Origin of the sequence: Actinacidiphila cocklensis (genome assembly GCF_907177275.1) — a bacterium.
In the GTDB taxonomy this organism is placed as follows: domain Bacteria; phylum Actinomycetota; class Actinomycetes; order Streptomycetales; family Streptomycetaceae; genus Actinacidiphila; species Actinacidiphila cocklensis.
Genome location: NZ_CAJSLV010000094.1, coordinates 14633 through 41106, shown reverse-complemented (window position 1 = coordinate 41106; position 26474 = coordinate 14633). Strand labels below are relative to the sequence as shown.

The window sequence follows — 26474 nt, the reverse complement described above, 5'->3', positions numbered from 1 at the left end:
CCGAGACCCACCCGTTCGCCGGCTGCGCCAACGCACCCGACGACGACCACCGATACGACGACGGAAGAGAACACGTACCACCCGACGTCGGCGGCGTCGACGTCGGCGGCGTGGTCGGTGTCCCGGACAGACCGGACCAGCTCTGGTTGCTGGCGCCGTTGCATGTCCAGATCTCCACCGCCGTGGTGTTGGCCGTGGCGGCGCCGGTGACGTCCAGGCACAGCCCGGACTCCACGCCGACGATCGTGCCGTCCGAGTTCACCCGCCACTGCTGGTTCGCACCGCCGCTGCAGCTCCAGATCTGCACGCGGGTGCCGGCCGTGGTGGCGTGGCCCGGTACGTCCAGGCACTTGTTGCCATAGACGGTCAGCTGGTTGCTGGACGTCAGCGTCCACTGCTGGTTCGTCCCGCCCGAGCAGTCGTAGATCTGCAGATACGTGCCGTCGGTCTGGCTGGCGTTCGGCACGTCCAGGCAGCGGCCGGAGCCGGCGCCGCGCAAGGCGCCGCTTGTGGCCGCCTGGGCCGGGTTGGCGACGAGCATCGCCGCCACCACGCCCACGGTTGCGAGCATCGAGGCAAGCGCCGCAAACAGATGCCTGTGGCGGAATCTTCCTCTGCGCATGAGGACCTCCTGATCCTTGAGCAAGCGGTTCCGGCCGGCCCGTCACGGGCCGTCCGGACTTTCGGTGTAGTGCGTTCGGTAGCGGCCCGCGGCGAGGCCGACGCAGGGGCCGTACGGGCTCCAGGGGCGTCGCGGATCCGCGGATGAGCCCCGCGGGGAAGCGTTCGTGAACAGCCGGACCGCAGCGCTCTGCAAGCGACAAGGCAGGAAGGGGCGCCGCCTCGGGGGGAGGTGACACCCGGTCACGCCCTCGGGTGAGTCGGCACGGCGGCCGTCGCCGGAGCACAGACGGAGCAACCGGCTCCGGCCGACGACGAGGCCGGAGTCGAGGCGGTCTGTTAACGCTAACATCAATCGGCGGATGCCGGTCCGCCGAGGGGGGCCGGCATCGCAACCGGCGGACGTGGGCTGCGCGCCGTGCGGCGCGGATGATCGGGGGCGCGGCAATTCTCCGGCGCCATGGCGACCTCATTTCTTGGCGATCCGGCCGGGAGCGGGAACAGGGCACCCGGCCTGGATGCTGTGGGGGGACCAATCACGAGGGTCTGGCCGTCACGGCGCGAGGCGTTGCGTGTCACGACGTGGCGAGCAGGCGAAACGGTGGCAAGTGTGGACCCGCTGAACCGAAAGGTCAACGCCCCGCGGTGCGAAAATTTCGGCATCCTGCTCGCGCCGACGGTGACGGCGCTCGTCGAGAGCGCGGCGGTCAACCTGCCTGAAGGTCGCCGAACGTCGTGGTTTCCTGGCTCATCCGGCCGCCTCGGAACCACGGTTGTGCGTGGTCCGCGCGGGTGCGTCCGGTCGACGTGAGTGGATCGTGCGCGAGGATTCGAAACATTCGTGGCGGAAGTGAAACTCCCGGTCGGCGGGCGGCTCGGCGGTACTCACCCTCGCCGCGCGACGGAGGCGCCGGCGTGCGGCGCGTACGGCCCTGTGCGCTTCCTGCTTCGAGTCGGTGAACACGTCAGGCCCGTGCCTGCGGCACTCCGGCTGCCACCTGCATCTGCGGGCCCCGGCCTGATCGGCGGCACCCGCGCCGAAGGCCCGCCGGGCGCCTGCCGTGCCGCCGCCCGGCCCGCCGGCACGGCGGCTGCGCGGCTGCGAAGTCCGCCTGCCCAGGCGCGGCATGACCGGATGTGCGCGCAGACGCTGTGGGCGGCCTGTGCGATCTATTGACGTGCATCAGCGGGCGTCCTATGGTGCCGCGAAAAGATCGTACGGCATCCGAGGAATCCGCTCGCTCGTGCCACGGGGCGATGTGTGACGGCACGGCGGTGGCTGCATTGGCTCGAAGTGCGAGAGGGAACAATGGTGTTAGCGCTCACTACCAGTCGCGTTTGCTCCGGTCGGGTGGATGACCGCGGGGGAGTTCCGGCTGTCAGTGCCGAGGGGTTGGCACCGGCATCGCAACGGGCTTATGTTAGCGCTCACCCAATTGGTCGATCCTCAGCAAGCCGCACCCGGCGACGCTTCGCCACATCCGCTGTCTCCTCAGCATGTCGGAGGGTTACCGGCGCCCTCCCAGGCGTCGCAGGCCACTGACAGGTGAGCGCACACATCCCTGACGTGATGTCACGGCCATGAACCCGCATTGTCCGCGACGCCCGTTGCTGTTCAGCCCGTCAGATCCCACCCGGAGCGGTGCAGTCGGACCGTTATGGAGTACCTACGTGGGCCACCTGCGACACCGCCCCTCGCCGTCGCCCGGACTTCCCCGGCTGCCGGCCAAGACCCCCGCACGCCAGCGGCAACCACGACACCCTCCCTTGGAACGTCGGCCTCCTCACCCGATCCCCCACCACCTGCTGACCACTCCCCACTCGCCCTCCGGCAGCGCCGCCGTGCGACCGCAAGGGGTGCGTCAGCAACCTGCACCAGTGCACCTGCCGAATTCCTCGAAGGAGAAGACATGATCGACAGACGCAGCTTTCTCACCGCGGGCGCGGCCGTCTCGGCCGCCGGCATCCTCGCGGCGTGCGCGAAGAAGAACCCCGCCAAGTCCACCGGGCCGGACAGCAGCGGGAGCAAGCAGATCACCCTGGGCTTCTCCCAGGTGGGGTCGGAGAGCGGCTGGCGCGCGGCCAACACCCAGTCGGTGAAGGAGGCCGCGAAGGCCGCCGGCATCAACCTCAAGTTCTCCGACGCCCAGCAGAAGCAGGAGAACCAGATCTCGGCGATCCGCAGCTACATCGCTCAGAAGGTCGACGTCATCTCGTTCTCGCCGGTCGTCGTCACAGGCTGGGACACCGTGCTGAAGGAGGCGAAGGCGGCCGGCATCCCGGTGATCCTCACCGACCGCTCGGTCGAGACCTCCGACCCCTCGCTCTACGTCACCCTGGTGGGCTCGGACTTCGAGATCGAGGGGGAGCGCGCGGCGCACATGCTGGAGAAGGTCCTCGCCGGCCACAAGGGGCCGGTCAAGATCGCCCAGCTGGAAGGCACCACGGGCGCGGCACCCGCGATCGAGCGGGCCAAGGGCTTCGGCAAGATCATGCACGCGAGCCACCCGGAGTGGACGATCATCGCCAGCCAGACCGGCGACTTCACCAGGGCAGGCGGCAAGCAGGTGATGGCGGCCTTCCTGCAGGCGCACTCGGACATCGATGTGCTGTTCTCCCACAACGACGACATGGCCATCGGCGCCATCCAGTCGATCCAGGCGGCCGGCAAGACCCCCGGAACGGATATCAAGATCGTGTCCGTCGACGGGGTGCACGACGGGTTCGTGGCGATGTCCAAGGGACAGATCAACGCGATCGTCGAGTGCAACCCGCTGCTCGGCCCGCAGCTGATGGACGCGGTCAAGACCGTGCACGCGGGCAAGGGATCGACGCTTCCTCGCTGGATCAAGACCAAGGAGGGCGACTACACGGCGGATCAGGCCGCGGCGGCGCTGCCGAGCCGCAAGTACTGACAGCCGCCCACGAGTGCCCCCGGGGTGCGGGGGACTCCCGTCCGCGTCGCGACGATTCCACGTAGGAGCGCTGCCATGGCAGAGCCTCGGCCCGTCCTGGAAATGACGGGCATAGTCAAAGAGTTCTCCGGCACACGGGCTCTGTCGGACGTCGACTTCCGACTGTTCCCTGGCGAGATCCACGCTCTTCTCGGCGAGAACGGGGCCGGGAAGTCCACTCTCATCAAGGTCCTGACGGGAGTTCATCCGCTCGACGGCGGAACGGTCGTCCTGGAGGGGCGGCCGGTCCGCATCACCAGTCCGCTGCAAGCCCAGCAGGCCGGTATCAGCACGGTCTACCAGGAGGTCAACCTCTGCCAGAACCTCTCGGTGGCGGAGAACATCCTGATCGGCCGCGAACCGGTCGCAGCCGGCCGGATCCGGTGGAAGGAACTGCGCAGGCGGGCTGCGCAGCTGGTGACGCGGTTCGGCCTCGACCTCGACGTCTCCGCGCCGCTGGGCTCGCACCCGCTGGCCGTCCAGCAACTGGTGGCCATCATCCGTGCCGTCGGCTCCGGGAACCCCGCGGCCGCGGATGAGGGTGACGCCGCAGCCGGCACACGAGTGCTGATCCTGGACGAGCCGACCTCCAGCCTCGACCGCGACGAGGTCGAGGAACTGTTCGCCCTGATGCGGCGGCTGAGACAGGACGGTGTGGCAATCCTGTTCGTCTCCCACTTCCTCGACCAGATCTACGAGGTCTGCGACCGGATGACCGTGCTGCGCAACGGAGCTCTGGTCGGTGAGCACCTGGTCGCCGACCTCGACCAGGTGAACCTGGTCAAGCTGATGATCGGCAAGGACCTGGACGAGCTGGAGGAACTCAGCGAGCACCACACGGAGCCTGATACGAGCGAGCCGTTCCTCAAGGCGGAAGGCCTTTCCCGGGCCGGCGGTATCGCGCCGTTCGACCTGGAGGTCCGCGCCGGGGAGGTCCTCGGGCTCGCCGGACTCCTCGGCTCGGGCCGTACGGAACTGGCCCGCCTGCTGTTCGGCGCCGACACCTCCGACGGCGGCAAGGTGTACATCGGCGGAGATCAGGCCGCGTTGCGGGAGCCGAACGACGCGATCGGCAGGGGAGTCGCATTCCTCTCGGAGAACCGCAGGACCGAGGGCCTTGTTCCGGACCTGACGGTGCGGGAGAACATCATCCTCGCCCTTCAGGCCGCCCGCGGCTGGACCCGCCCCGTACCCGCGTCGCAGCGGGACGAGCTGGTCGCCAAGTACATCGCGGCACTGGACATCCGTCCGGCCGACCCAGAGGCGAAGACCGGTTCGCTGAGCGGCGGCAACCAGCAGAAGGTCCTCCTCGCCCGATGGCTGCTCACCCAGCCGAAGCTGCTCATCCTCGACGAGCCCACCCGGGGCATCGACGTGGGGGCCAAGGCGGAGATCCAGAAGCTCGTCGTGTCACTGTCCGAGGAGGGTGTGGCCGTGGTCTACATATCGGCCGAGCTGGAGGAGGTGCTCCGGCTCAGCCACACCATGGGCGTGCTCCGCGACCGCCGGCTCGTGGCGCGGATGGCCAACGGGCCCGACGTCACCGCCGGGCGGGTCCTGGAGATCATTGCGAGCGGAGAGCATCAGTGAGCCTCACATCCCTGTGGCGCGCGGCGACACAGCACCGGCTGTTCTGGCCGGTGGCTGCCCTGGTCGCGCTGCTTGTGATCAACGTCCCGTTCACCCCGGGGTTCTTCGAGATCCATCTGAAGAACGGCCACCTGTACGGGAGCCTGGTCTCCATCGTGCTGTTCGGGTCCCCGCTCATCCTCGTGGCGATCGGTATGACGCTGGTGATCGCCACCGGAGGCATCGACCTCTCGGTCGGGGCGGTGGTGGCGATATCCGGCGCGCTGGCCTGCCTCGTCGTCAGCAAGCAGGCGGACCAGGACAGCGTGGCCGGAGTGCTGCTGGCCTTCGCGCTGGCACTTGCCGTGGCACTGGTGTGCGGCGCTTGGAACGGCCTGCTGGTCGCCCGGCTCGGCATCCAGCCGATCATCGCCACACTGATCCTGATGGTCGCGGGCCGCGGAATCGCCCAGCTGATCACCAGCGGTCAGATCATCACCGTCAACAGCGACGCGTACTCGCTCATCGGCGGGGGGTACTGGCTGGCCCTGCCGTTCTCCCTCTTCGTGGTCGCCCTGGTGGTCGTGCTGAGCATGGCGCTCACCCGCCGCACCGCCCTGGGACTGCTGGTCGAGGCGGTCGGCGGCAACGCGGAGGCCAGCCGCCTGGTGGGCATCCGATCACGGCGCATCAAGATCATGGCCTACATGTTCTGCGGGCTCTGCGCCGGCATCGCCGGCCTGATGATCAGCTCCAACGTGTCCGCGGCGGACGGCAACAACGCGGGGCTGTGGATCGAACTCGACGCGATCCTCGCCGTCGTGATCGGCGGCACCTCGCTCACCGGCGGCAGGTTCCACCTCGGCGGCACGATCATCGGGGCTCTCATCATCCAGACCCTGACCACCACGATCTACACCATCGGTGTGCCGACCCAGACCAACCTGGTGTTCAAGGCAGTCGTCGTCATCGTCGTCTGCCTGATGCAGTCCTCCGTCTTCCGTGCCAAGGTGTTCGGCGCTCGCGCCAAGCGCCGCGGCCCTGCTCAGAAAAGCCCGGGTGCGGCCGCCGACGCGGCGCCGCAGATGGAGGTGTCGTCGTGAGCGTGATCGACGGTTTCCGAACACGTGCGGAGGGACTCCGGCTGCTGCAGGACCGGCGGCTGCCCGTCCTGGTGACAGCCGGCCTGTTCGTGCTCATGTTCGGCTTCGGTGCCTTCCGGTACCAGTCCTACGGATTCCTCGACGCCCAGGTCTTCATGAACCTCTTCATCGACAACGGCTACCTGCTCGTCGCCGCGGTCGGTGCGACCTTCGTCATCCTCACCGGTGGAATCGACCTCTCGGTGGGTTCGGTCATCGGGTTCACGACGATGCTGACCGCGTGGCTGGTGGAGAAGCAGGGCCTGCCTCTCCTCCTCGTGGCGCCCATCGCCCTGGGAGTCGGTGCGTTCGGCGGCTACCTGATGGGCTACGTGATCCACCATTTCGAGATCGAGCCCTTCATCGTGACCCTGGCGGGGCTGTTCTTCTTCCGGGGGCTGTGCCTGGTCATCAGCAAGGAGTCGATATCCATCACCGACCCCACGGTGGACAGGCTCGCCCAGACGCATGTTCCGCTGCCCGGCGGATCGTTCCTCTCGATCGCCGCCGTCATCTCGCTGGCGGTCCTGGCCCTCGCGTTCTACGTGCTGCACTACACGCGGTTCGGCAGGCGGGTGTACGCCATCGGCGGGAACGAGCAGTCGGCGCTGCTGATGGGTCTGCCGGTGGCGGGTACGAAGATCGCCGTCTACACCGTCAGCGGTTTCTGCTCCGCGCTGTCGGGGCTGCTGTTCACCCTGTACATCCAGTCGGGTGACCCTTTGCACGCGGTAGGCCTGGAACTCGACGCGATCGCCGCGGTGGTGGTCGGCGGCACGCTTCTCACCGGCGGATCGGGCTACGTGATCGGGACGCTCTTCGGCGTGCTGGTGCTGGGCCTGATCAAGACGCTCATCCAGTTCGAGGGCACCCTCAGCTCCTGGTGGACGAAGATCGCCACAGGGGTGCTGCTCTTCGCGTTCATCCTGATCCAGCGCACTATGACGGGGCGACGCCGGACCTGAGCGCCGGCTGTCCCCCCCACCGCCGACGCCCGACAGGGCGCCCGCAAGCCGATCACCGTCGTGCCGACCAGGTCGCTGGGGTCACCTGCCCGACCCTATGCGGCGGCCTCGGCGGCCTCGGCGGCCTCGGCAGCCTCGGACGTTGATGCGGAGACCGCGGGGTCTCCGGTGGCCGAGTAGTACACGGACCGGCCCTGCTTGGAGCGCAGGGCCTGTCCCTTGGCGACCAGGGCTTCGAGGGTGTTGCGCACCACGGTGGTCTGGATCTTCCGGCCGGGGTGGGCCTGGGTGAGTGCGGTGGCGACCTCGGCGGCCGAACGGGGCTCGCTGTGCCCGGTGAGATCGGCGACGACCAGTTCCACCAGCGTGGATGCCGGCGCGGGGCTGCTCGTTCCGGCGCCGTGCCCGGCCGTGGTCTTCGTCTTGCGCGTGGCTTGCCTGGGCGTACGGGGAACCGCCTTGGGCTTGCGGGGCGCGGGCACCGCCGCCTGCGGCGCTTCAGGCGCGTCGGCGACGGCAGGTTCGGTGTTCTGCGAAGGAGCGGACGACGCGCCGGCCAGGGCCTGCTGCACTCCGACGAGAAGTGCGTGGTCCTGCTCAAGACCCGCCAACCGCTCCTGCAGCACTGCCAGTTCTTCGGCGATGCGCTCCTTCTCCTTGGCGGTGCGCTCCAGGTCGGCTTGGATCTGGGCAAGGTACTGGGACTTCAAGGTGGCGTTGTCCGCCATGGCAGTTCAGCTCGCTTTCCTGTACACGTGCGGGCAGCGCCGGTCGGTATCCGTTGCCGCCGCTCAGTGCTGGTACGAAGGGTGAGTCGCACCTGAGCGCACTTGGTTCAACGAACCCTAGGGTAGTCGGACACGAAAGTCGTGCGGCCCGGGTGGTGACCCGGGCCGCACGACTGTGCCGATCTGCTGCCGTGGTACGGCGGTCGTCAGCCGACGGCGATGGCGAAGATGTGCAGCGCCACCTGGTTGGTGGCGGCGTTCGGGCCGATGTTCGGCAGGGTCAGGTAGGCGATGGTCTTGCCGGCCTGGAGCGGAGCGGTGGCGCCGTACACGCTCACCTTCTGCTGGACCTTGCCGCTGCCGTTGTTGAAGTAGCCGGTCGTGGCGAGGATGTCGTTGCCTGCGGAGGGGCTGTTGGCCCACCAGTCGGGGAAGGACAGGGTGAAGCTCTGCGTGGTCCCGTCGGTGTACGTGATCATCCCGGTGCCCGAGGCGTTGCCGTAGTCGGCGGTGCCGAGGAAGCCGATCGTGCTGCCCCCTCCGGTGAACGGGACTGTCTGCCCGCTGGCCACGATGTTGTCGGGCCTGCCCGTGCCGGTGGCCGGCCAGGTGAAGGTCAGGCCGTCGTGGGCGACCGTGCCGCCGGCGGCGATCCCCTGGGTGGCGAGGGCTTGCTGTGACAGGCTCTGTCCGCCGCCGTCGATGTTGCCGCTGCCGGGGTCCGCGTCGTCACTGATGCCGACGTTGGTGATGACGTCGTCGAGTGAGGAGTAGGGGACGAGCAACTGCCCGGCGGCGTCGTCGCTGGCCTTTGCACCCTGGTAGATGGCGGAGGCGGCCAGGGCGTAGCTGCCCGGCTTGGTGTCCGCCGGGGGAGTGACGGTCCAGGTGGTGGTGACCGAAGCACCAGCGGCCACCTTGGTGAAAGTGGCCGGCGACGTGGGCGTGGCGGTCCAGCCGTCGGGTGCGGCCAGGGTGACGGAGGCGTTCGGCAGCGCCGTGGGGCCGGTGTTGGTGTACGTGGTGGTCGCGGTGAGAGGGGCTCCCGGGGTGACGATACGCGCCGAGGAGACGGCGAGGGTGTGGTGGACGCGGATCACCGCGGAGCCGGTCACCCCGTGTACGGTCGCACTGATGGTTGCCACACCGTTGCCCACCGTCGTGACCAGACCACCACGGCTCACGGTGGCGACGGACGGGTCGCTGCTGGTGTAGCGGACCGCGGTCCTGGACAGGTCCAGGAACGATCCGTCGTCGTTGACCGCCTGCACGACGTGGTCGGCGGTCACGTTGATGTTGCGGCCGGGCTGGGCGGCGGGGGCGGTGTCGTCCTTGATCCACTGGTTGCGGCCGGTGAGGTCGATGGTGTCGCCGGCGTCGTAGACCACGGACTCGGGCTGCACGGTCACGTACTGGACGTGCGGGGTGAGGCTGCCGTGCACGGTCACCTGGGCCGATCCCACGGGGGTGGCCGAGTCGGTTCCGACCTCGAAGCGGTACCGGCCGTCGTAGACGACCTGCTTGGCCTTCTGGCCGTCGTGGAAGGCGAGGTCGGGGACGCGGACGTGCAGGGTGATGTGCTGCGTGGCGCCGGGCCGCAGGACCCTGGTCTTCTGGAAGCCGACGAGGCGTTTGTCCGGCAGTTCCCTGCCCTTGACGGTGAAGTCGCCCGCCGCGTAGAGCTGTGCCACCGTCGTCCCGGGCACGGAGCCGGTGTTGGTGACGTCAAGACTGATGCCGACGGTACCGTCGGCAGCGACCGAGCGGCGGTCGGCGCGGACGTGGGAGTAGGCGAAGGCGCTGTAGCTCAGGCCGTAGCCGAAGGGATAGGTCGGGGTGCCGGTGAAGTACTGGTAGGTGCGGCCCAGACCGCCGGTGCCACCAGGGGCGAGGTCGTAGTCGGAGATGTCCGGCAGCTGGGAGTCGTCCTTGTACCAGGTGAAGTTGAGGTGCCCGCCGGGGTTCTGCCTGCCGAACAGGACGTCGGCCAGCGCGTCACCCTGGCTCTCGCCGTTGTAGCCGGCGAAGACGATGGCGGCGACCTGGGCACGGTAGGCCTCGATGGCCACCGGCCCGTCGGACTGGATGTCCAGGACGGTCCTGGGGTTCCCGAGGGCCGTGACCTGGTCGATGAGGCTGCCGTAGTTGCCGGGCAGCGCCAGTCCGCTCCGGTCCTTGCCCTCGCCTGCCGTGGCCTCGTCGGTGCCGACCGCGATGACCACGAGGTCCGCGCTCTGGATGTCGGCCCGGGTCCGGTCGTTGAGCACGGCGTCGCCGGTCGCGGTGGTGGACGTGCCGGCAGCGTCGTAGACGACCTGAGCGTCCGGGTTGGCCGCCTTGACCTGGGCCGTGATGCCCTGCACCGCGTCCACCTTCTTGGTGGGGTCGCCCGAGTAGCCGCCGAGGGTGACCTTGCCCGCCTGGTCGCCGACGATCACGACCTTGCCCAGCGTGGCCGGGTCCTGCGGCAGCAGGGGCAAGCGGGCGCCCCCGGCCTTGTTGTTCTGCAACAGGACGAGGGCGTTGTCAGCGACGGTCCGTGCGAGGGCCTGGTGCGCCGGCGACTCGATCGCGGCCTTGGTGATCTTCGTGTACGGCTGCTCGTCCACCGGGTCGAACTCCCCGGTCCGCATCCGGACGGTGAACAGGTGCAGCAGTGCGTCGTCGATGACTCCCTCGCTCAGGATTCCTGCTCTGATCGCCTGTTCGAGGTTGAGTGACGTCGCCTCCGCGCCGGTGCAGTTGACGTCGGTCCCGGCCCGCAGCGCATAGGCCTGACCGCCGGCGGCACCGGAGACCTGCTGCCCGGTCGCAGTGTTGGTCCAGGTGGCGCTTCCGCCCTTCCGGTCCGTGCTCCAGCCCGGCGGAGCCCAGTCGTGGCCGGCCGGGAAGCTCTGGTACGTCGTGCCCACCGCACCGCAGTCGGAGGTGATGTACCCGCCGAAACCGAAGGTGCGCTGCGCGATCTGGTTGGTGGTGTACGTGTTGGCCACCGACGGCGTGCCGTTGATCGCGTTGTAGGACGTCATCAGTCCTGCGACGTGCGCCTTCTCGATGAGGCTCTTGAACTGGGCGGTGTAGTAGTCGTACAGGTCGTCGTCCGAGACGTTCGAACTGATGCCGGTGCGGTCCTGCTCCACGTCGTTGAGCGCGTAGTGCTTCGCCGTGGCCGCGACCTTGAGGTACTTGCTCTGCGCGGTGCCGTCCGGGTTCTGGCCCTGGTAGCCGTTGACGAACGCGCCGGCCATCTGCCCCGCGAAGTAAGGGTCCTCACCGAACGCCTCGTCGGTGCGGCCCCACCGCGGGTCGCGGTCGAGATTCACCGTCGGCGCCCAGTAGGTGAGCATGCCGTAGTCGTCCTTGGACGGCCCGAGGTTGTTCTGCCCGGTACCCCACAGCGACTTGTCGAGCAGACCGCGGGCCTCGTCCGAGACGGCGGTGGTCTCCCGGTAGATCAGGTCCTTGTCCCAGCTCATGGACCCGGCGAAATTCGTGGGGAAACTGGTGGCGTGGACGCCGCCGGTCACCGACCCGGGATTGGTGTTCGCGAAGAGCGTGTTGATGCCGTGCTGGCCCTCACTCCAGTACGTGTACTGCTGCACGCCGAGGCGCGGAATGGCCGGTGCGCTGTTGGTGCGCAACTGCTGGACCTTCTCGTCGAGCGACATGCGGGCGACCAGGTCCGCGGCCCGTTCCTGGAACGAGTAGCCGGTGTCCAGGTAGATCGGCACCGAGGGGCTGGTTGCGACGGAGGGTCCGGCGTGCGCCGGGGTGGTGGTGCAGAGCAGGCCGAGAGTGCACAGGGCCGCCGCGACCGCGTGCGTCGCAGTTGATTGCAGTAAGCGCATGGCGCCTCCTCGGGTGTCGGGTGGTGCGGCTCCCACGCCGGTGGCCCGCCGGGAGCGCCGGCGGGCCATCGGGGTGGGTGATGCGGTTCTCCTGAGGGCGGCTGCTGTCAGCCGAGGGTCCATTGCTGGTTGCTGCCGCCGTTGCAGGTCCACAGTTCGGCGAGGGCGCCGTTGGCGGTGGAGGCTCCGGTGACGTCGAGGCACAGTCCGGACTGGGTGCTGGTGACGGTGCCGTTGGAGTTGACGCTCCACTGCTGGTTGGCGCCGCCATTGCAGGACCAGGTCTCGACCTTGGTACCGGCGGTGGTCTGGTTGTTGTAGGCGTCCAGGCACAGTTGTGAGCCGCCGGAGAAGACCGTCAGCTGGCCCGAGGACGTACGCGTCCAGCTCTGGTTGGCCTGGCCGTTGCAGTCCCAGATCTGCAGCTGCGTACCGGCCGTGGTCGAGGAGTTCGGCACGTCCAGGCACTTGCCCGCACCCACCGCGTGCAGCGCCCCGGTCGTACCGGTGCCGGAGGAGTTGGTGTATCCGGCAGCGGTGATGTTGGCCTGGACGGCGTTCTCGGTGTCGTCCGACGGGTAGCCGGAGGTCATGACGCCTTCGTAGAAGGTGCCTTGGGCTCCCTTGCTGTTGTCGCCGCCGGTGCCCAGGATGATGGCGCCCTGTTTGCGCATCGGGTTGTAGCCCGAGACGTTGGGCCGTACCCCGTTGTAGAAGGTGGACAGGCCGCCGGACTGGGCGTTGCCGCCGCGGATGGCCCACTGGTTGTGGGTGCCCTTGATGATGGCGGTGGTGTAGCGGTAGTTGATGGTGGGGTCACCGGAGTTCAGGTGCTGGTTGACGCCGGAGAAGAGGCCGTTCTCCAGGTCGGCCATGATCCAGGGGCCGTTGCCGGCGCCGTAGCCCCAGACCTTGATGTTGCCGAAGTAGATGGCCTCCATCGTGCCGTTGCCGTCGTCGTTGCTGTCGGTCTCGGCGTTGCCGTAGTCGAAGCAGCAGCCGCCGTTGTAGTGGGTGCCGTCGAAGATGGCGTACATGCCCTCGGGGTTGTCGCCGGTGGCGATGCCGTTGGTGTGGTTGTTGCGGTAGCCGGTGCCGGGGGCGACGAAGACGCCGTAGGCCTTGTGCCCGCCGACCATGGTGGGTGCGGCGGTGGCGCTGGCGAGGTTGTCGGGGCCGCCTGCCGCGCCGCCCCCAGGAGCCTGGGTCAGGTTGTTGCTGCGGCCCGACTGGTCGTAGATGACCGTGATCAGACAGCTCGTGCCGGAGCAGAAGGAGTCCTGCGCGGCGGCGTCCGCGTAACCACCGGCGCTCAGCAGCCCGATGTCCTTCGTCGCGTTGTCCGAGGCACGCCTGACCTGGTACAGAGGCCCGTTGTACGTCGAGTACAGCGCCCGCGTCGTACTGTGCGCCGCCACACACGGCGTACCGCCGGACGCGTAGATGTCACACGGCTCCGAGGTGGCGGCCCGTGCCGTCCCGGCTCCCACCGCACCGCCGGCCAGGCCGCCGACGACGAGCAGAGCTGCCGCTGCCAGCTTGGCCGGAAGAGCCGCGCGCCGGCGCAGCGGCTTGTGGGCGGGTGCGCTCCCGGCCTTCAACCGGGTCCGGTGCAGGGCCGATTCCCAGATGCCGCGGATGCCGCCGTGCCGGGACGGCGCACCGCCTCGTGTCAGTCTGTCGTCCATCGGATCTCCCTCCTGGAGCGCGGTCCCGTGGGACTGCGCATGCTGGTGCTGTCATGGGTGAATGAGCGGCGGGCTCCACAGGGCCGGCCGGAGGCCAGGGCGGCGCGGCCGCGGCAGATCGGATACCGGTGCACGGACGGTCCGGCGCCGCGGGCCGGACACGAGAGGAACGGGACTGACGTTCACGCAGGTCTCCTGGCACGTGGGGGCAGCCATGGGCGGGCACGGCACCGGCATATGTGAGCGCTAACATATGCACCGGTGCCATAACCCGTTTTTCGGGACGGCGTCTGTCGTCGGAACGACGGCAGCGTGCTGCATAGGGCAGGTGGTGTCAAGCCCCTCTGCTCGTTCGATCAGATCGGAGACGCCTGCGTCTGCTGTCGTATACATCGAGACCGGTCGGTTTGCTGCGCCACGGCCGAACGGCCGCCGCGACTCGCCGACCGGGCGAGCCCGGTAAGGTGGCGGAATCTGGGCGTCTCGGCCCGCGATCGCCGACCGGCCGCGCATTGTGGCGCTGTGACCTGCGGGGTCTGGTGGCGAAGGCGGCACCCCCGGTGCGGGCTCGGCGGCCCTGGTGATCGGTTGCGCCGCCGGTTCGCAGATGGTCGGGTGCAGCACTCTTGAGTTCCGTCGCTCATATGTGTCAGTCTCATTCCGTCCCACTGCTGCGGGAGCGCGGCGGTGGGTATGCAACTCCTCTCTGTGTAATCCCCCCACGTCGAGGGTTGTGAGCGCTCACATCTGGCGTCGCAGGCCTTCATGCAGGAGTCCCCCGTGAGTACAGCAGCGCATCCACCACCGAGGCCCGTGTCTCCGCGCCGAGGCGGCGCGGCACACCCTGGTGCCGCTGACCGGCGGCCACGCCCGGTCGTCACTGTCACCTGACCACTGCTCAGCCGCCGTCCGCCGCCCGGTGTGTGGGTCCCGCGGCCGGACCCGCGCGTCTGAGGGTCGTTTCCGGTCACCGCCGGCGGAGCACGCGGTACAGGCCGACGTCGCCGTGGCGGGCCACCGCTGACGGCATGCCCTGCACGTCACCCGGGGCGTCCGCCCTCCTCACCAGACGAGGAAACCTGATGAAAAGACCTCTCACCGCGCTCCTGCTCGCCCTGGCCGCGGCGCTCTGCTTACCGGGCATGGCGTCGACGACGCCGGCGGCGGCCGCCGCTGCGGCGTCCACGGCACCCCTGAGCCTCATGCCGCTGGGTGACTCGATCACCTGGGGCGTCGGAAGCAGCACGGGCAACGGATACCGTGCTGCGCTGTACAACGGGCTCGTGGCCGACGGCCATCCGACCGACTTCGTCGGTTCGCTGCGCGGCGGGACGATGTCAGACCCCGACAACGAGGGGCACTCCGGTTACCGCATCGACCAGGTGGCCGCCCTCACGGACGCGGCCCTGTCCCGGTACCAGCCCAATGTGGTCACCCTGGAGATCGGCACCAACGACCTCAACGGCAACTACCAGGTCTCCACGGCCACCGCCCGGCTGAAGTCGCTCGTCGACCAAATCACCCGCGACGTCCCGTCCGCGACCGTGCTGGTGGCCTCGCTCGTGGTCTCCACAAGCGGTACCGAGGAGCAGTACCGCGGCGCGTACAACCAGGCCATCCCCGGCATCGTGCAGAGCGAGCAGGCCGCGGGCAAGCACGTCGGGTACGTGGACATGAGCGCGGTGACCACCGCGGACCTCTCCGACTACCTGCACCCGAACGACAACGGGTACCAGAAGATGGCCGACGCCTTCCGGCGGGGTGTCCAGGCGGCCGACAGCGCCGGCTGGCTGGGCGGCTCGGGCTCGGGTTCCGCTTCGGGGCCGGTCCGCTCCGGGATCGCGGGGAAGTGCCTCGACGTCAGGAACGGCAGCAGCGCCGACGGCACTCCGGCCCAGATCTACACCTGCAACAGCGCCGCCGCCCAGAACTGGACGGCCTACGCCGACGGCACCCTTCGCGCGGTCGGGAAGTGCCTGGATGCCACCGGACGCGGCACGGCGAACGGGACGAAGATCGAGATCTGGACCTGCAACGGCGGTGCCAACCAGGTCTGGCAGGCGGTGAACGGGTCCTACCGCAATCCGGTCTCCGGCCGCTGCCTGGACGACCCCGCCTCCTCCACGACCGACGGCACGCAGCTCCAGCTGTGGGACTGCAACGGCCAGGCCAACCAGAAGTGGACCGCCCTGGTCCCCGGCTGAGCCACGCCGACGACAAACGCCGGACCGGCGTCCCGCCGTCGGCGTGACGCACAGGCCCGGCACAGCGGGAGCACCACCCCACAATCGAAGGAGAGCCGATGCACAGCTCCGCATCTTCCCTATCCACCGGCGTACGGCGAGCAAGACCGCTGCTCATCCTCCTGCTCGCCCTGGCGATGGCCGCGGCCGTCTTCGGCGGCCGGGCCGCCGCGAGCGGCCCGAACGCCCGGACGGTGTCCGCCGCGGTCCGTCCGGCGGCCGCGGCGGCCTCGTCCCTGCCCTGTGACATCTACGCCGCCGGCGGGACACCCTGCATCGCGGCACACTCCACGACCCGGGCGCTGTTCGCGGCGTACAACGGACCGCTATACCAGGTCCAGCGCGCCTCCGACCACACATATCACGACGTGGGCCTGCTGTCCGCGGGCGGATACGCCGACGCCTCGGTCCAGACGACCTTCTGTGCCGGCACGTCGTGCATCATCAGCAAGATCTACGACCAGAGCTCCCGCCACAACGACCTGCCCATCTCCTGGGGCGGCTACTGGAAGGGGCCGGGCGCGAACGGGGCGGACGTCGGCGCCGACGCCGCGGCACTGCCGATCACCGCGGGCGGCCACCCGGTCTTCGGGGTCAAGGTCAACCAGGGTGTGGGGTACCGGATCGACCATGCCAACGGGGCGCCCACCGGCTCCCAGCCCGAGGGCATCTACATGGTGACCTCGTCCAACTTCACCAACCAGTGGTGCTGCTTCGACTACGGCAGCGGTGAGAACACGCACACCGACACCGGCAACGCCACCATGAACGCGATCTACTGGGGCAACGCCTGCTGGTTCGGCGGCTGCACCGGCACCGGCCCCTGGGTCGAGGCCGACCTGGAGAACGGCATGTTCCACACCGGGAGCGGGTCCAACCACGACGCCAACAACCAGGGAGTGCACTTCCCGTTCGTGAGCGCCTGGGAGAAGAACAACGGGACGAGTAACTTCACACTGAAATACGGCAACGCCGCCACGGGGAGTCTCACCACGACCTACTCGGGCGGGCTGCCGAACGGTTACTCGCCGATGAAGACCGACAGCTCCCTGCTGCTGGGGACCGGCGGCGACAACAGCGTCTCCGGCCAGGGCGAGTTCTTCGAGGGCGCGATGACCTCCGGGTTCCCGACGGACGCCACGGAGAGCGCGGTGCAGGCCAGCATCACCGCTGCCGGCTACGGCGGCGGCTCCACCGGAGGCACCGGCGGCGTGGTGCGCGGCACCGCCTCCGGCCGCTGCCTGGACGTGCCCAACCTCAGCCAGACCAACGGCACGCAGACCGCGCTGTGGGACTGCAACGGCGGTTCGAACCAGCAGTGGAACCTCACCACCGCCAAGGAACTGCAGGTCTACGGCACCAAGTGCCTGGACGACGAGGGCAGCGGTACGGCCAACGGCACCAAGGCGATCATCTGGGACTGCAACGGCCAGAACAACCAGAAGTGGAACATCAACTCGGACGGCAGCATCACCAACGTCCAGACCGGCCTGTGCCTGGACGCGAGCGCCTACGGCACTGCGAACGGCACCCTGGTGCAGCTGTGGACATGCACCGGGGCCACCAACCAGAAGTGGGCACGTAACTGACGTGACGGAAGCGTGAACCGCCCCCGGCCGCGACGGCCGGGGGCGGCTCTCAGGTACGAGGCCCGGGGGCCGGCACCCGGGCCTGCGGGCTCAACTCACCTGGAAGTCGCTGAAGTCGGCCTCCCCCTGTGCGCTCGGGCTGTGAGCGGTGGCGATCATGCCCGCGTCCTCGGCCGGGTCGGCGCCCGCGAGGGTGACTTCGGAGCCGACTTGGGTCCAGCTCGTTCCGTCAGCGGAGTAGTACCCGCTGAGCCGGCTGCCGTTGCGGACCATGCGCAGCCAGACAGGGGCCTTGGCCGCCTTGTCCGCGGAGGTGGCGAACTGGTCGAGGTATCCCGGGGTCGCGGCGTCCTGCCACTGGAGCGAGACACCGTTGCCCGGGGTGACCACCAGAGCGGCGTAGCCCTGTGAGACACCCGGCGCGGACAGGTCGTTGCGCACCACCAGGCCGGCCTTGGACCACGGGTCGACCGCCTGCTGCGCGGTCACCTTGACGGTGAGGGTGGAGGTGGGGCCGGCCGCCTTGGGGCTGTAGATCGCGCCGTACTCGTCGAAGTGCTGGCCTCCGGCGCCCCATATGTCGTTGCCGCCGGTCAGGATGGCGTAGCGGTCGTCCTGCTGCCCGAAGGCGGACGGCACGGAACCGAAGGACCGCAGCGAGGTCAGCGTCCCGGCCACGGCGACGCGGGCCGCCGCCGAGGTGCTGTACGACGTCCGGCCGCTGCGATAGGCCGCCTTCAGGGCGAAGGCGGCATTGCTGAGGGGGTCGGTGACGGCGGACGGCGCCGTCACCTGCCACCCGAAGGACTCGGCGGCCCCGCCGGCGAGCGTGGCCGGGGCCGGTGTCACCGGCTTCGCGGTCCAGCCGCTCGGCAGGTCCAGGCTGACCGTCAGCCCGGTGATCCGGTGTACCGAGAAGTTCTGCACGGTGCCTGTCAGCGTGGTGCTGCCTCCGGAGTCCAGCGAGGACTTCTCCGCGGTGAGGGCCACCCCGGCCGGCGCCGGCCGGGAGTCGGCAGCGGTGCGCAGGGCGGGCTCGATGCCGGCTGTGTACATCACCTGCTGCGCGCCCAGCGGCCAGCTGTCGTCGGCGACCTGGAGGTTGCCGGTCAGGACGTTGTTGTGGGGTGAGCCGGTGGCGACCTGGGTGGCGCCTGAGTTGTACCAGTTGGTGTCGAAGGTGCTGTCGTTGGTGTTGTTGGTGCCGCCGGCGTTGGTGAAGGCCCATACGCCGGAGTCCTGGATGACGTTGTTCTTCAGGGTGACGTAGCGGGAGCCCTCGTCGAGGTAGAGGCCCACGGTGTGCTGGTTGTCGTAGATGTAGTTGCCCTCGAACACCGAGCCCGGGTTGGCGGACAGGTTGTACAGGCTGCCGCCGTCGTGGAACACCTTCTTCGTGCCGTGGATCAGGTTGTCCGTGACGACGGTGTTCTTCAGGGTCGTGGGGGTGGTGTAGACGGGCTGGTAGTTGTACAGGCCGCGGTTGCGGTAGTCCTGGCTGCCGCCGGGGTCGTTGGCGCCCCAGCCCCAGCCGACGTCGATGCCGTCGTAGGCCAGGTCGGAGACCTCGTTGTGGCTGATGACGGCGTGGGTGACGTACGTCGAGAGTATCCCGGACATCTCCCGGTAGTCCTCGGCGACCTTGGTCACCAGGTTGTCGGTGATCGTGACGTCGCTGTTCACCATCGCGGGGTCGGACGGGTGGTGGGCGTCGGGTTGGATGCCGCCGACCACGATGCCGGCGCCGGAGTCGTCGGTGAAGGTGTTGTGGTGCACCGTGATGTCGGACGTGCCGAGGCCTATGCCGGAGGCGTGGGCGTTGGCGTCGTTGCCGATGCCGAGGCCCACCTGGCCCAGGTGCGCGAAGGTGTCGTCGGTGAAGGTGATACCGCGGGCCGCCGAGACCTGAACGGCCGCCGGCATCTGGTTCCAGCCGTTGCGCGCGGCCTCGAACTGGGGGCAGCCGCTGCGGCAGGAGGTGATGAAGTCACTCGGCTGCGGGTAGGCGGACGGGATGAACGCGCCGTTCTGCTGGTCGGCGTAGCCGGTGGAGGTGCTGGGCTGGAGCCAGGTGGTGTGCTGGAAGGCGATGTCCTTGACGGTGATGTCGTGGACGGGGTTGGTGTAGCTTCCGCTGATCTGGAGCAGGGAGGTCAGGCGGGGCAGTTCGATGTCGTGCGCTGTGGGTGACCAGTTGCTGGGTGCTTTGTAGTAGAGCTGTCCGGCCTGGGGGTCGAGGTACCACTGGCCGGTGGTGTTCAGGAAGCTGTAGGAGTTCTCCAGTTGGAGGCTGCCGCCGGCGAAGGGGCTGGCGAGGGTGTCGTAGCCCCAGTTGTTGTTGTTCCAGGCCGGCTGCTGCATCGTGATGGTGCTGCCGCTGATGGACTGGACCGGCGCGTAGCGGTCGGTGAAGGAGTTCTGGCTCTCCAGCTCGATCCGGTTCTGCTGCGGGAGCGAGGCCAGGTAGTTCAGCGCCGGGTTGACGATGGTCATCCCGGCGGCGGTGATCTTGACGTCGCTGCGGGCGATGGAGACCGCCGCCCGCGGCGCCAGAGCGCCGTCGACGTACAGCTGCCGCGAATCGGAACCGGCCGGCACGGACGCGGCGTAGATGTTGCTCGACGCGTCCTGCAGCGTCCACCCCGTCACCTGCTGCCCACCCGACAGCACCGGCTGCTGGCCGGGCAGTGCCTGCCAGGTGACGGTGTGCCCGTTCTGCCCGGAGTCGGCGCTGGTGAGCTTCCAGGGCTCGGCCAGGCGGTACGTACCGCCCGCCAGCGACACGACCACGTCGGCCTTGCCCGACAGGGTACGGGCGAGCTTCTGCGCTTCCTGAATGGTGGCGACGTGCCGGCCGGCGGCTGCCGGCCCGCGGTCGCCTGGGGGAGAGACGACGATCCGGGCCACCGGGCCGGCTGCGGCGTGTGCGGGAGCGGTGGTGAGCACGCTCGCGGCCAGGGCGGCGAGCGCCGCGGCGAGGGCCGCGGCGGTCGCCCGTGGATGACGGTGCATGAGGGTCCTCAGGGTTGGGAGTCGGAGCCGACGGGGGCTGGCCGGGGACCGCTGGGCCTGCCGCGGTCCCCGGGAGGATTCGGCGCCGGTCAGCGGCCGAGCCAGCCCCCGTCGACGGGGATGAGGGCGCCGTGGATGTAGTCAGAAGCGGGCGAGGCCAGGAACACCGCGGCGCCCCCGATGTCCTCCGGTCTGGCCCACCGTCCGGCAGGAATCCGGTCGAGGATGGCGGCATAGCGGGCAGGGTCGTCCCGCAGAGCCTGCGTGTTGTCGGTCGCCACGTAGCCGGGCACCACGCCGTTGACGTTCACCCCGCGCCCGGCCCATTCGTTGGCCAGTGCCCGGGTCAGGCCGGCGATACCGGACTTCGCGGCGGTGTAGCCAGGGACGTTGATGCCGCCCTGGAAGCTGAGCAGGGAGGCGGTGAAGACGACCTTGCCCTGGCCCCGGCTCAGCATGCGCCGCCCGACCTCGCGGGTCAGGGCGAACTGGCTGCTGAGGTTCACCGTCAGGACGTGGTCCCAGTCGTCGTCGGAGTGCTCCGCGGCCGGGGCGCGGGCGATGGTTCCGGCGTTGTTGACCAGGATGTCGACCGGCCGGTCCAGCTCCCCGAGGTCCGCGGCGAGGCGCGCGACGGCGGCGCGGTCGGCGAAGTCCGCCTGCATGGCGGTGCAGGTGCGCCCGAGCGCGGTCACACGCTTCTCGACTTCGCTGCCGGACGGCTCCAGGTGGGCACTGACGGCCACGATGTCGGCCCCGGCGGCAGCCAGTGCCTCAGCGACGGCGAGCCCGATGCCCCGGCGGGCGCCGGTGACGACCGCGAGCTTGCCGGTCAGGTCGAACGGCGTACGGATCGTTGTCATCGTGCGTCTGCTCCCGCGTCGGACTGGCAGTCGATCAGGACCTTCATGACGCCGCCTCCGGCTTCGAGTGCCTCGAAGGCCTGCGCCGCCCGGTCGATGGGCTCGATCCGTGAGATGAGCGACTCGGCCGGGATGTGGCCCTCGGCGATCAGGCCCACCGCGGTCTCGAAGTCCTCGCGGTCGTAGAGCCGCGCTCCGAGAAGGGTGAGTTCGCGCCAGAAGAAGCGGTGCAGGCTGATCTCGCGCGGAGCCGGGTGGATGGCCACCTGCACCAGCCGTCCGCGCGTCGCCAGCGCGTCGACCGCGGTGGTCACCCCGGCTGCGGCGCCTGAGACCTCGAAGGCCACGTTCGCCCCGGCGCCGCCCGTCCAGTCGGCCACCGCGTCGGCTGCGTCGACCGCCGCGGGGTCCAGTGTCGCCAGGCCGAGTGACCCGGCGATCCCGCGCCGGTAGGGATCGGGTTCGACCAGCAGCAGGTCGGCCCCGCCGCGGCGGGCGACGATCGCGATCAGCAGGCCGATGGGCCCGCCTCCGACGATCAGGGCCTTCTCGCCGTCCCGCAGTCCGGCACGCCGCACGTCGTGCACCGCCACCGCGGTGGGCTCCGCCAGCGCGGCGCGGTCCAGCGGCAGACCTTCGGGGAGCCGGACGAGCGTGTCGGCCGGTACCGTCCAGCGGGACTGCAGGGAGCCGGCCGCGTCGATGCCGAGGAACACCAGGCGATGGCAGATGTGGCGGTGGCCGGAGTGGCACGCGGGACACTTCCCGCACGGGACCAGGGGCATGACGGTGACGTTGTCGCCCGCCACCCACCCGGTGACGTCGGGAGCGGCCTCCGCCACACGTCCGGACATCTCGTGCCCGATGACCTGGGGCGGACCGACCCGGGCGTCCATGGAGCCGTGGAAGATGTGCAGGTCGGTGCCGCAGATGCCGGTGTACGCCACGTCGATCGCCACGTGTCCTGGCGGTGGGGGAGCGGTTGCGGTACCGGCCTCCAGCGCCAGCGTCCGAGGCGCGGTGTAGGCCACTCGTCGTGCGTTCACGCGGGGGACTCCTCGTCCAGGTGCCAGATCTCTTCCAGGTCGGACCAGTTCCCGCCGGCTCCGCTGTCGGGCCACGGCTCCTGGCATGGGTCGGTGAGCCGCCACCAGCGCTGGGTGTCCGGGTCGGCGGCGATGGAGGCGAGGTCGGCCTCGAAGTCGTCGCCGTGGTATTCGAAGTAGCTGAAAAGGACGTCGTCGCGAAGGAAGATCGTGTAGTTGCGGATGTGCGCCGCGCGCAGCGCGGCCTCCACCCCCGGCCACACGGAACGGTGCAACTCCAGGTACTCTGCGCGGCGTTCGGGCCGCAGCCGGATGGTCTGGGCGAGGCGTCTCATGCGGATTCCTTTGCTCATGCGGGCCGGTCGGCCTCGTCGGACATGGGAGCCGCCCCCCGGTCCTGCAGCCGGTAGGTGCGGACCGCGTTGGTGCGCATCACTGCGTCGGCATCGGCCGCCGGCAGATCGAAGAGCGCTTCGCGGACCAGATCCAGCCAGGACCCGTACGAGGTGGCGAGCGTCATCACCGGCCAGTCGCCGCCGTACAGGCAGCGGTCGGGGCCGAACGCCTCCAGCACCTCGCGGAGCACGGCGAGCAGGGCGGTCGCGTCGGTGCCGGGAGCCGCCTCGGTGGCCAGCCCGGACAGCTTGCAGACGACGTTGTCCCTCCGGGCGAGCCGGTGCAGGGCCGGCCGCCACGCGGGGTCGGGGCCGGGGACGGACGGCTTGCCGAGGTGGTCGAGGACGATGAGGGTCTGCGGGCACGCGGCCGCCAGTTCGGCGACTTCGCCGAGTTGCCGCTCTCGCACGCACGCGTCGAACGGGAGCCCCGCCCGGCCCAGGAGCCCCACACCCGCGCGGAAGCCGGCACCCTCGGTGAAGCCCGGCTCCTCGTCCTGGATGTTGTGGCGGACACCGACGACGAACGGGTCGGCGGCGAAACGGCCGATGGCGTCCGGCGCCCCGACCGGGTCGTCCAGGCTCACGTGCGCCACGGCGCCGCGGATCCACGGCTGGGTACGTGCCAGGCTGCGCACCCACCGCACTTCCTGGGCCGCCTGGTCCGGATGCCGCCCCGCTTCGACGAAGACCGCCTCCACCGGCTCGGGCACGTCACCGAGGAAACCGGAGGGGGAGAAGCGCCGGTCGAGGGCGGGAACGTCGGCGAGCCACGGGTAGGACAGGTGCTGCGGGTCCCAGAAGTGGACGTGGCTGTCGAGCACCGGCGCGCGCTCCGCCGCGGCGCCACCGGACGGCTGATCCATGGTCATGGCTGCTCCTCGGAGTGCTGGTTCTCGGGACGCCCGTTGAGCCAGCCCTGGTCGAGCACCGGTGCCAGGCAGTCCTCCACGGCACGCAGCAGCTCCTCGTCCAGGGGCTGGGCGATCCATTCGACGAGGCGGCGCACCTGCCGAGCGCTGGAGGTGCCGACCACGGTGGAGGCGAAGCCGCCGGTCGAGACGGCGAACTGCACCGCGAGGCGTGCGATGTCGGCCCCGCTCGCCCGGCACAGCGCGGCCGCCGCTGCACAGCGCTCAAGGACGGGCGCCGGTGCGGGATGCCAGAAGGCGGGCCCTCGCTCGGTCAGTGCCCCCATCGCCAGCGGCGACGCGTTGATCACCGCGGTGCCCGCCCGGTCGAAATCGGGGCTGCGCCGCGCCAGGCGCCGGTCCTGCAGGGTGTACTGGCAGTAGGACATCACCACGTCCACCGGCGTCAGCGCCGCCACGTACTGCAGGGCGCCGAGCGGGTATCCGGTGACGCCCACCGCACGCACCAGGCCCGCGTCCTGCATCTCGCGCAATGCCGGGAGCGTCTCGTGCACGACCTGGTCGAGGTCGCCGAACTCGATGTCGTGGCACTGGACCAGGTCGAGATGGTCCGTTCCCAGCCGCTTCAGGCTCTCGTGCACGCTGCTTTTGACGCGGTCGGCGGTGAAGTCGAACTCGTCGTCCCCGTATCTGCCGACCTTGGTCGCCAGGACGTAGCTGGAGCGCTCGACACCGCGAAGCGCCTTGCCCAGGACCGTCTCTGCGAGCGTCGCCCCGTAGTAGGGCGAGACGTCGAAGAAGCAGATCCCCAGGTCCAGGGCGGTGTGCACGGCGTCGATACCGTCGGGCTCGGCGAACGCGCCGTACACGCCGCCCAGCGGGGACGCCCCGAATCCCAGCTCGGAGACCTCCGGACCGGTTGTGCCCAACGTGCGGCGCTTCACGGCGCGTCCTGCTGCGACTGCTCGTCGAACGGGGTGCGGTAGGAGGGCGGCCGGGTGCGCAGGCCGAGCTGCAGGGTGAGCCGGACGGTACTGGAGCGGGGGAGCTCCACCTGCAGCCAGGGTCCACCGACCACCGCTGACGCGGCGGTCACCGTCGGGGCGGTGTGCCCGTAGTCGTACAGGTCACCGATCCAGGAAGGGTCCTCGCAGACGCTGTACTCCACCGAGCGGATGGTGTGCTCGCTGAACGCGCCTGCCTGGACGATCACCGATCGTGCCGCTTCGGGATCGAGGTTGACCAGGTCGATGACCGTGGCGTCCGGGTCGATGGCGGAAACCAGCGCCGCGACCCCCGCGGGAAGCCCTGGACGGCGGGCGGCGGCGTCGTGGTAGCGCACCCGTGCCTGCTGCAGACCGCCGTTGTAGACCACCTGGGGGCCGCCCCAGGTCAGCTGGACCAGCGCCTCGGTGACCACGGGGTTGGACTGCTGCCACAGGTGGATGTCCGCCTCCGGCACGTCCCAGTCGCAGTACTTCTCCATGCGGGACAGCCGGTGCCGCACCTGTGCCTGGGCCGCTGCCAGGATCTTCTCCGGATAGGCCGGGTCGTCGCCCGCCAGGAAGGCCAGCCAGGGCTCCTCGTGGCCGGCCTCCTCCTTGCTGCGGAAGGAGCGGACCGTACGCCAGTCGTATCCGGCGGCAGCGCGCAGGCGTTCGATGCGCGCCCGGTCGGCGTCGGAGGCGGTGTGGTGCCACAGCGCCGTCGGGACGGCCATCAGCATCGGGTTGTAGTCGAACCAGCCTTCGTCCTCGTACCGGAACGGCACGTGGAAGGTCGGGACGCTCACGTCCTCCGCCAGCTGCGGGATCCACTTGGACTTGATGCTGGAATCAGCCTCGGTGAAAGCCATCACCTTGCCGTGCGAGATGATCTCGTCCAGGACCGGCCGCACCAGGTCCAGGTACGAGTCGTCGCCGGTGACCGCGGCACCCGCCAGGGCGGCGACGATCGCCGCATGTCCCACGCTGTACCAGCCGTGCGGCCAGGACCAGCCGTAGTGGCCGCCGTACCAGCGCCCGTCCAGCAGCCCGCCGACGGTACCGTCCGGGGCGACGTTGTCCGGCAGGAGGCCCCCGTTGGCGGCGGCGCGCTCCCGCCAGGCGCCGACGTACTCGGCGATCCAGTCCGCGTAGCGCTGCTCGCCGGAGAGTATCCAGGCGTTCAGGACGAGTCCCGCTGCGGAGAGGTTGACCGCGGTGTCACCGTCGCCCATCCGGCGGCGCATCTCCGCGCCGAGCCGCGGGTCGGCGTCGAGCGGCGGCTGCTCCGCGCCCGCCGGCAGGATCCAGCCGAGTGGGAAGCCGTACATCTGGGCTTCCTTCGGCAGCCACGGGTAGGCGTCGCCGTCCGACAGGCCGTCGCGTCCCGGGTCGCTGCCGTTGTGCGGCCGGCGGATGATGTGCCGGTCGGGGTCGTAGTTGCCGTGAACGGGGTCGACGTACAGATCCGCGAAGCGCTGTGCCCGCTCGGCCCACCGATCGGGGGCGGCCATGCACAGGAAGTACAGCAGCAGCAGGCTCTCGCCCTGGTGGAACCAGTCGTAGCCGCGTTCGTACTCGTCCTTGAGCATGCCCAGCTCGGTCAGCTGGCGGGTGACGCCCTCCCAGTGCTGCTCGGACTGGGCCAGCAGGTCGTCCGCTCCGCCGAGCAGGTACAACTGGGGCCAGTTGAAGAAGACCTCGTAGAAGTCGTCCACGCCGTCCCGGGAGGTCAGCTCGCCGGTGTAGCGCAGCCGTCCGTCGGGCCCCGTGAAGTCGCGGGCGAACCGGCGCCAGGCCCGGTCGAGCAGGTCGAACAGTTCGCGCTGCGCTGTCGCCCAGCCCGGCGGTTCGAGCAGCGGCACCGAGGCCGAGATGACGGGATGCATCGGGAGGAGCTCCATTCGCGTTCGGGCACGGCCGCGTCCGGGCACAGCGCTGCCCGCACACCGGCCG

General features: G+C 69.7%; 17 protein-coding genes. 6 read left to right on the top strand and 11 right to left on the bottom strand.

From position 1 onward, the window contains the following. A partial coding sequence (locus NFU81_RS33880; protein ID WP_251498952.1) for an RICIN domain-containing protein occupies nt 1–622 on the bottom strand: 622 nt, incomplete at its 3' end. A gap of 1909 nt (nt 623–2531) precedes the next feature. Between NFU81_RS33880 and NFU81_RS33875 the strand changes: the two genes are divergently transcribed. The 4 genes from NFU81_RS33875 to yjfF all read left to right on the top strand — a co-directional run bounded on the left by NFU81_RS33875 (nt 2532) and on the right by yjfF (nt 7251). Beyond that, nucleotides 2532–3536, top strand: a complete 1005-nt coding sequence (locus tag NFU81_RS33875; protein WP_251498943.1) for a substrate-binding domain-containing protein — start codon at nt 2532–2534, stop codon at nt 3534–3536. Nucleotides 3537–3611: 75 nt separating this feature from the next. Further along, a complete protein-coding gene (locus tag NFU81_RS33870; RefSeq protein WP_251498940.1) occupies nt 3612–5165 on the top strand; it encodes a sugar ABC transporter ATP-binding protein in 1554 nt (517 codons plus the stop codon). Continuing rightward, nucleotides 5162–6247 carry an ABC transporter permease gene (locus NFU81_RS33865; RefSeq protein WP_251498938.1) on the top strand — a complete coding sequence of 362 codons (1086 nt, stop codon included), beginning with the start codon at nt 5162–5164 and terminating at the stop codon, nt 6245–6247. The genes NFU81_RS33870 and NFU81_RS33865 overlap by 4 nt, the downstream gene beginning before the upstream one ends. Then, complete coding sequence (yjfF, locus tag NFU81_RS33860; RefSeq protein ID WP_251498935.1) at nt 6244–7251, top strand: galactofuranose ABC transporter, permease protein YjfF; 1008 nt, start codon at nt 6244–6246, stop codon at nt 7249–7251. Before NFU81_RS33865 ends, yjfF begins: the two co-directional genes overlap by 4 nt. A 95-nt stretch (nt 7252–7346) precedes the next feature. Here yjfF and NFU81_RS33855 read toward each other — a convergent pair whose 3' ends face one another. The 3 genes from NFU81_RS33855 to NFU81_RS33845 all read right to left on the bottom strand — a co-directional run bounded on the left by NFU81_RS33855 (nt 7347) and on the right by NFU81_RS33845 (nt 13515). Then, complete coding sequence (locus NFU81_RS33855; protein ID WP_251498933.1) at nt 7347–7979, bottom strand: hypothetical protein; 633 nt, start codon at nt 7977–7979, stop codon at nt 7347–7349. Between the two features lie 206 nt (nt 7980–8185). Continuing rightward, a complete protein-coding gene (locus tag NFU81_RS33850; protein WP_251498931.1) occupies nt 8186–11827 on the bottom strand; it encodes a glycoside hydrolase family 3 C-terminal domain-containing protein in 3642 nt (1213 codons plus the stop codon). A gap of 107 nt (nt 11828–11934) precedes the next feature. Next, nucleotides 11935–13515 (bottom strand): arabinofuranosidase catalytic domain-containing protein, encoded by a 1581-nt coding sequence (locus NFU81_RS33845; protein WP_251498929.1) that lies wholly within the window; start codon nt 13513–13515, stop codon nt 11935–11937. A 1082-nt stretch (nt 13516–14597) separates the two neighbouring features. Between NFU81_RS33845 and NFU81_RS33840 the strand changes: the two genes are divergently transcribed. Beyond that, nucleotides 14598–15719, top strand: a complete 1122-nt coding sequence (locus NFU81_RS33840; protein WP_251498927.1) for a ricin-type beta-trefoil lectin domain protein — start codon at nt 14598–14600, stop codon at nt 15717–15719. Nucleotides 15720–15817: 98 nt separating this feature from the next. Next, complete coding sequence (locus NFU81_RS33835) at nt 15818–17347, top strand: arabinofuranosidase catalytic domain-containing protein (RefSeq protein WP_251498925.1); 1530 nt, start codon at nt 15818–15820, stop codon at nt 17345–17347. 90 nt (nt 17348–17437) lie between these two features. Here NFU81_RS33835 and NFU81_RS33830 read toward each other — a convergent pair whose 3' ends face one another. The 7 genes from NFU81_RS33830 to NFU81_RS33800 form a co-directional block, all read right to left on the bottom strand. Continuing rightward, a complete protein-coding gene (locus NFU81_RS33830; RefSeq protein ID WP_251498922.1) occupies nt 17438–20359 on the bottom strand; it encodes a DUF1349 domain-containing protein in 2922 nt (973 codons plus the stop codon). A gap of 89 nt (nt 20360–20448) precedes the next feature. Beyond that, entirely contained in the window at nt 20449–21222 is a 774-nt protein-coding gene (locus NFU81_RS33825) for an SDR family oxidoreductase (RefSeq protein ID WP_274037766.1), read from the bottom strand. Further along, nucleotides 21219–22268, bottom strand: a complete 1050-nt coding sequence (locus NFU81_RS33820) for a zinc-dependent alcohol dehydrogenase (RefSeq protein ID WP_422665361.1) — start codon at nt 22266–22268, stop codon at nt 21219–21221. Before NFU81_RS33820 ends, NFU81_RS33825 begins: the two co-directional genes overlap by 4 nt. Beyond that, complete coding sequence (locus NFU81_RS33815; RefSeq protein ID WP_251498919.1) at nt 22265–22603, bottom strand: L-rhamnose mutarotase; 339 nt, start codon at nt 22601–22603, stop codon at nt 22265–22267. The genes NFU81_RS33820 and NFU81_RS33815 overlap by 4 nt, the downstream gene beginning before the upstream one ends. A 14-nt stretch (nt 22604–22617) precedes the next feature. Next, nucleotides 22618–23535 carry an amidohydrolase family protein gene (locus tag NFU81_RS33810; RefSeq protein ID WP_251498917.1) on the bottom strand — a complete coding sequence of 306 codons (918 nt, stop codon included), beginning with the start codon at nt 23533–23535 and terminating at the stop codon, nt 22618–22620. After that, nucleotides 23532–24479 (bottom strand): aldo/keto reductase, encoded by a 948-nt coding sequence (locus tag NFU81_RS33805; RefSeq protein ID WP_251498915.1) that lies wholly within the window; start codon nt 24477–24479, stop codon nt 23532–23534. Before NFU81_RS33805 ends, NFU81_RS33810 begins: the two co-directional genes overlap by 4 nt. Further along, nucleotides 24476–26407, bottom strand: coding sequence for a DUF8034 domain-containing protein (locus NFU81_RS33800; protein WP_251498913.1), 1932 nt, complete (start codon nt 26405–26407; stop codon nt 24476–24478). The genes NFU81_RS33805 and NFU81_RS33800 overlap by 4 nt, the downstream gene beginning before the upstream one ends. Between the last annotated feature and the right edge of the window lie 67 nt (nt 26408–26474).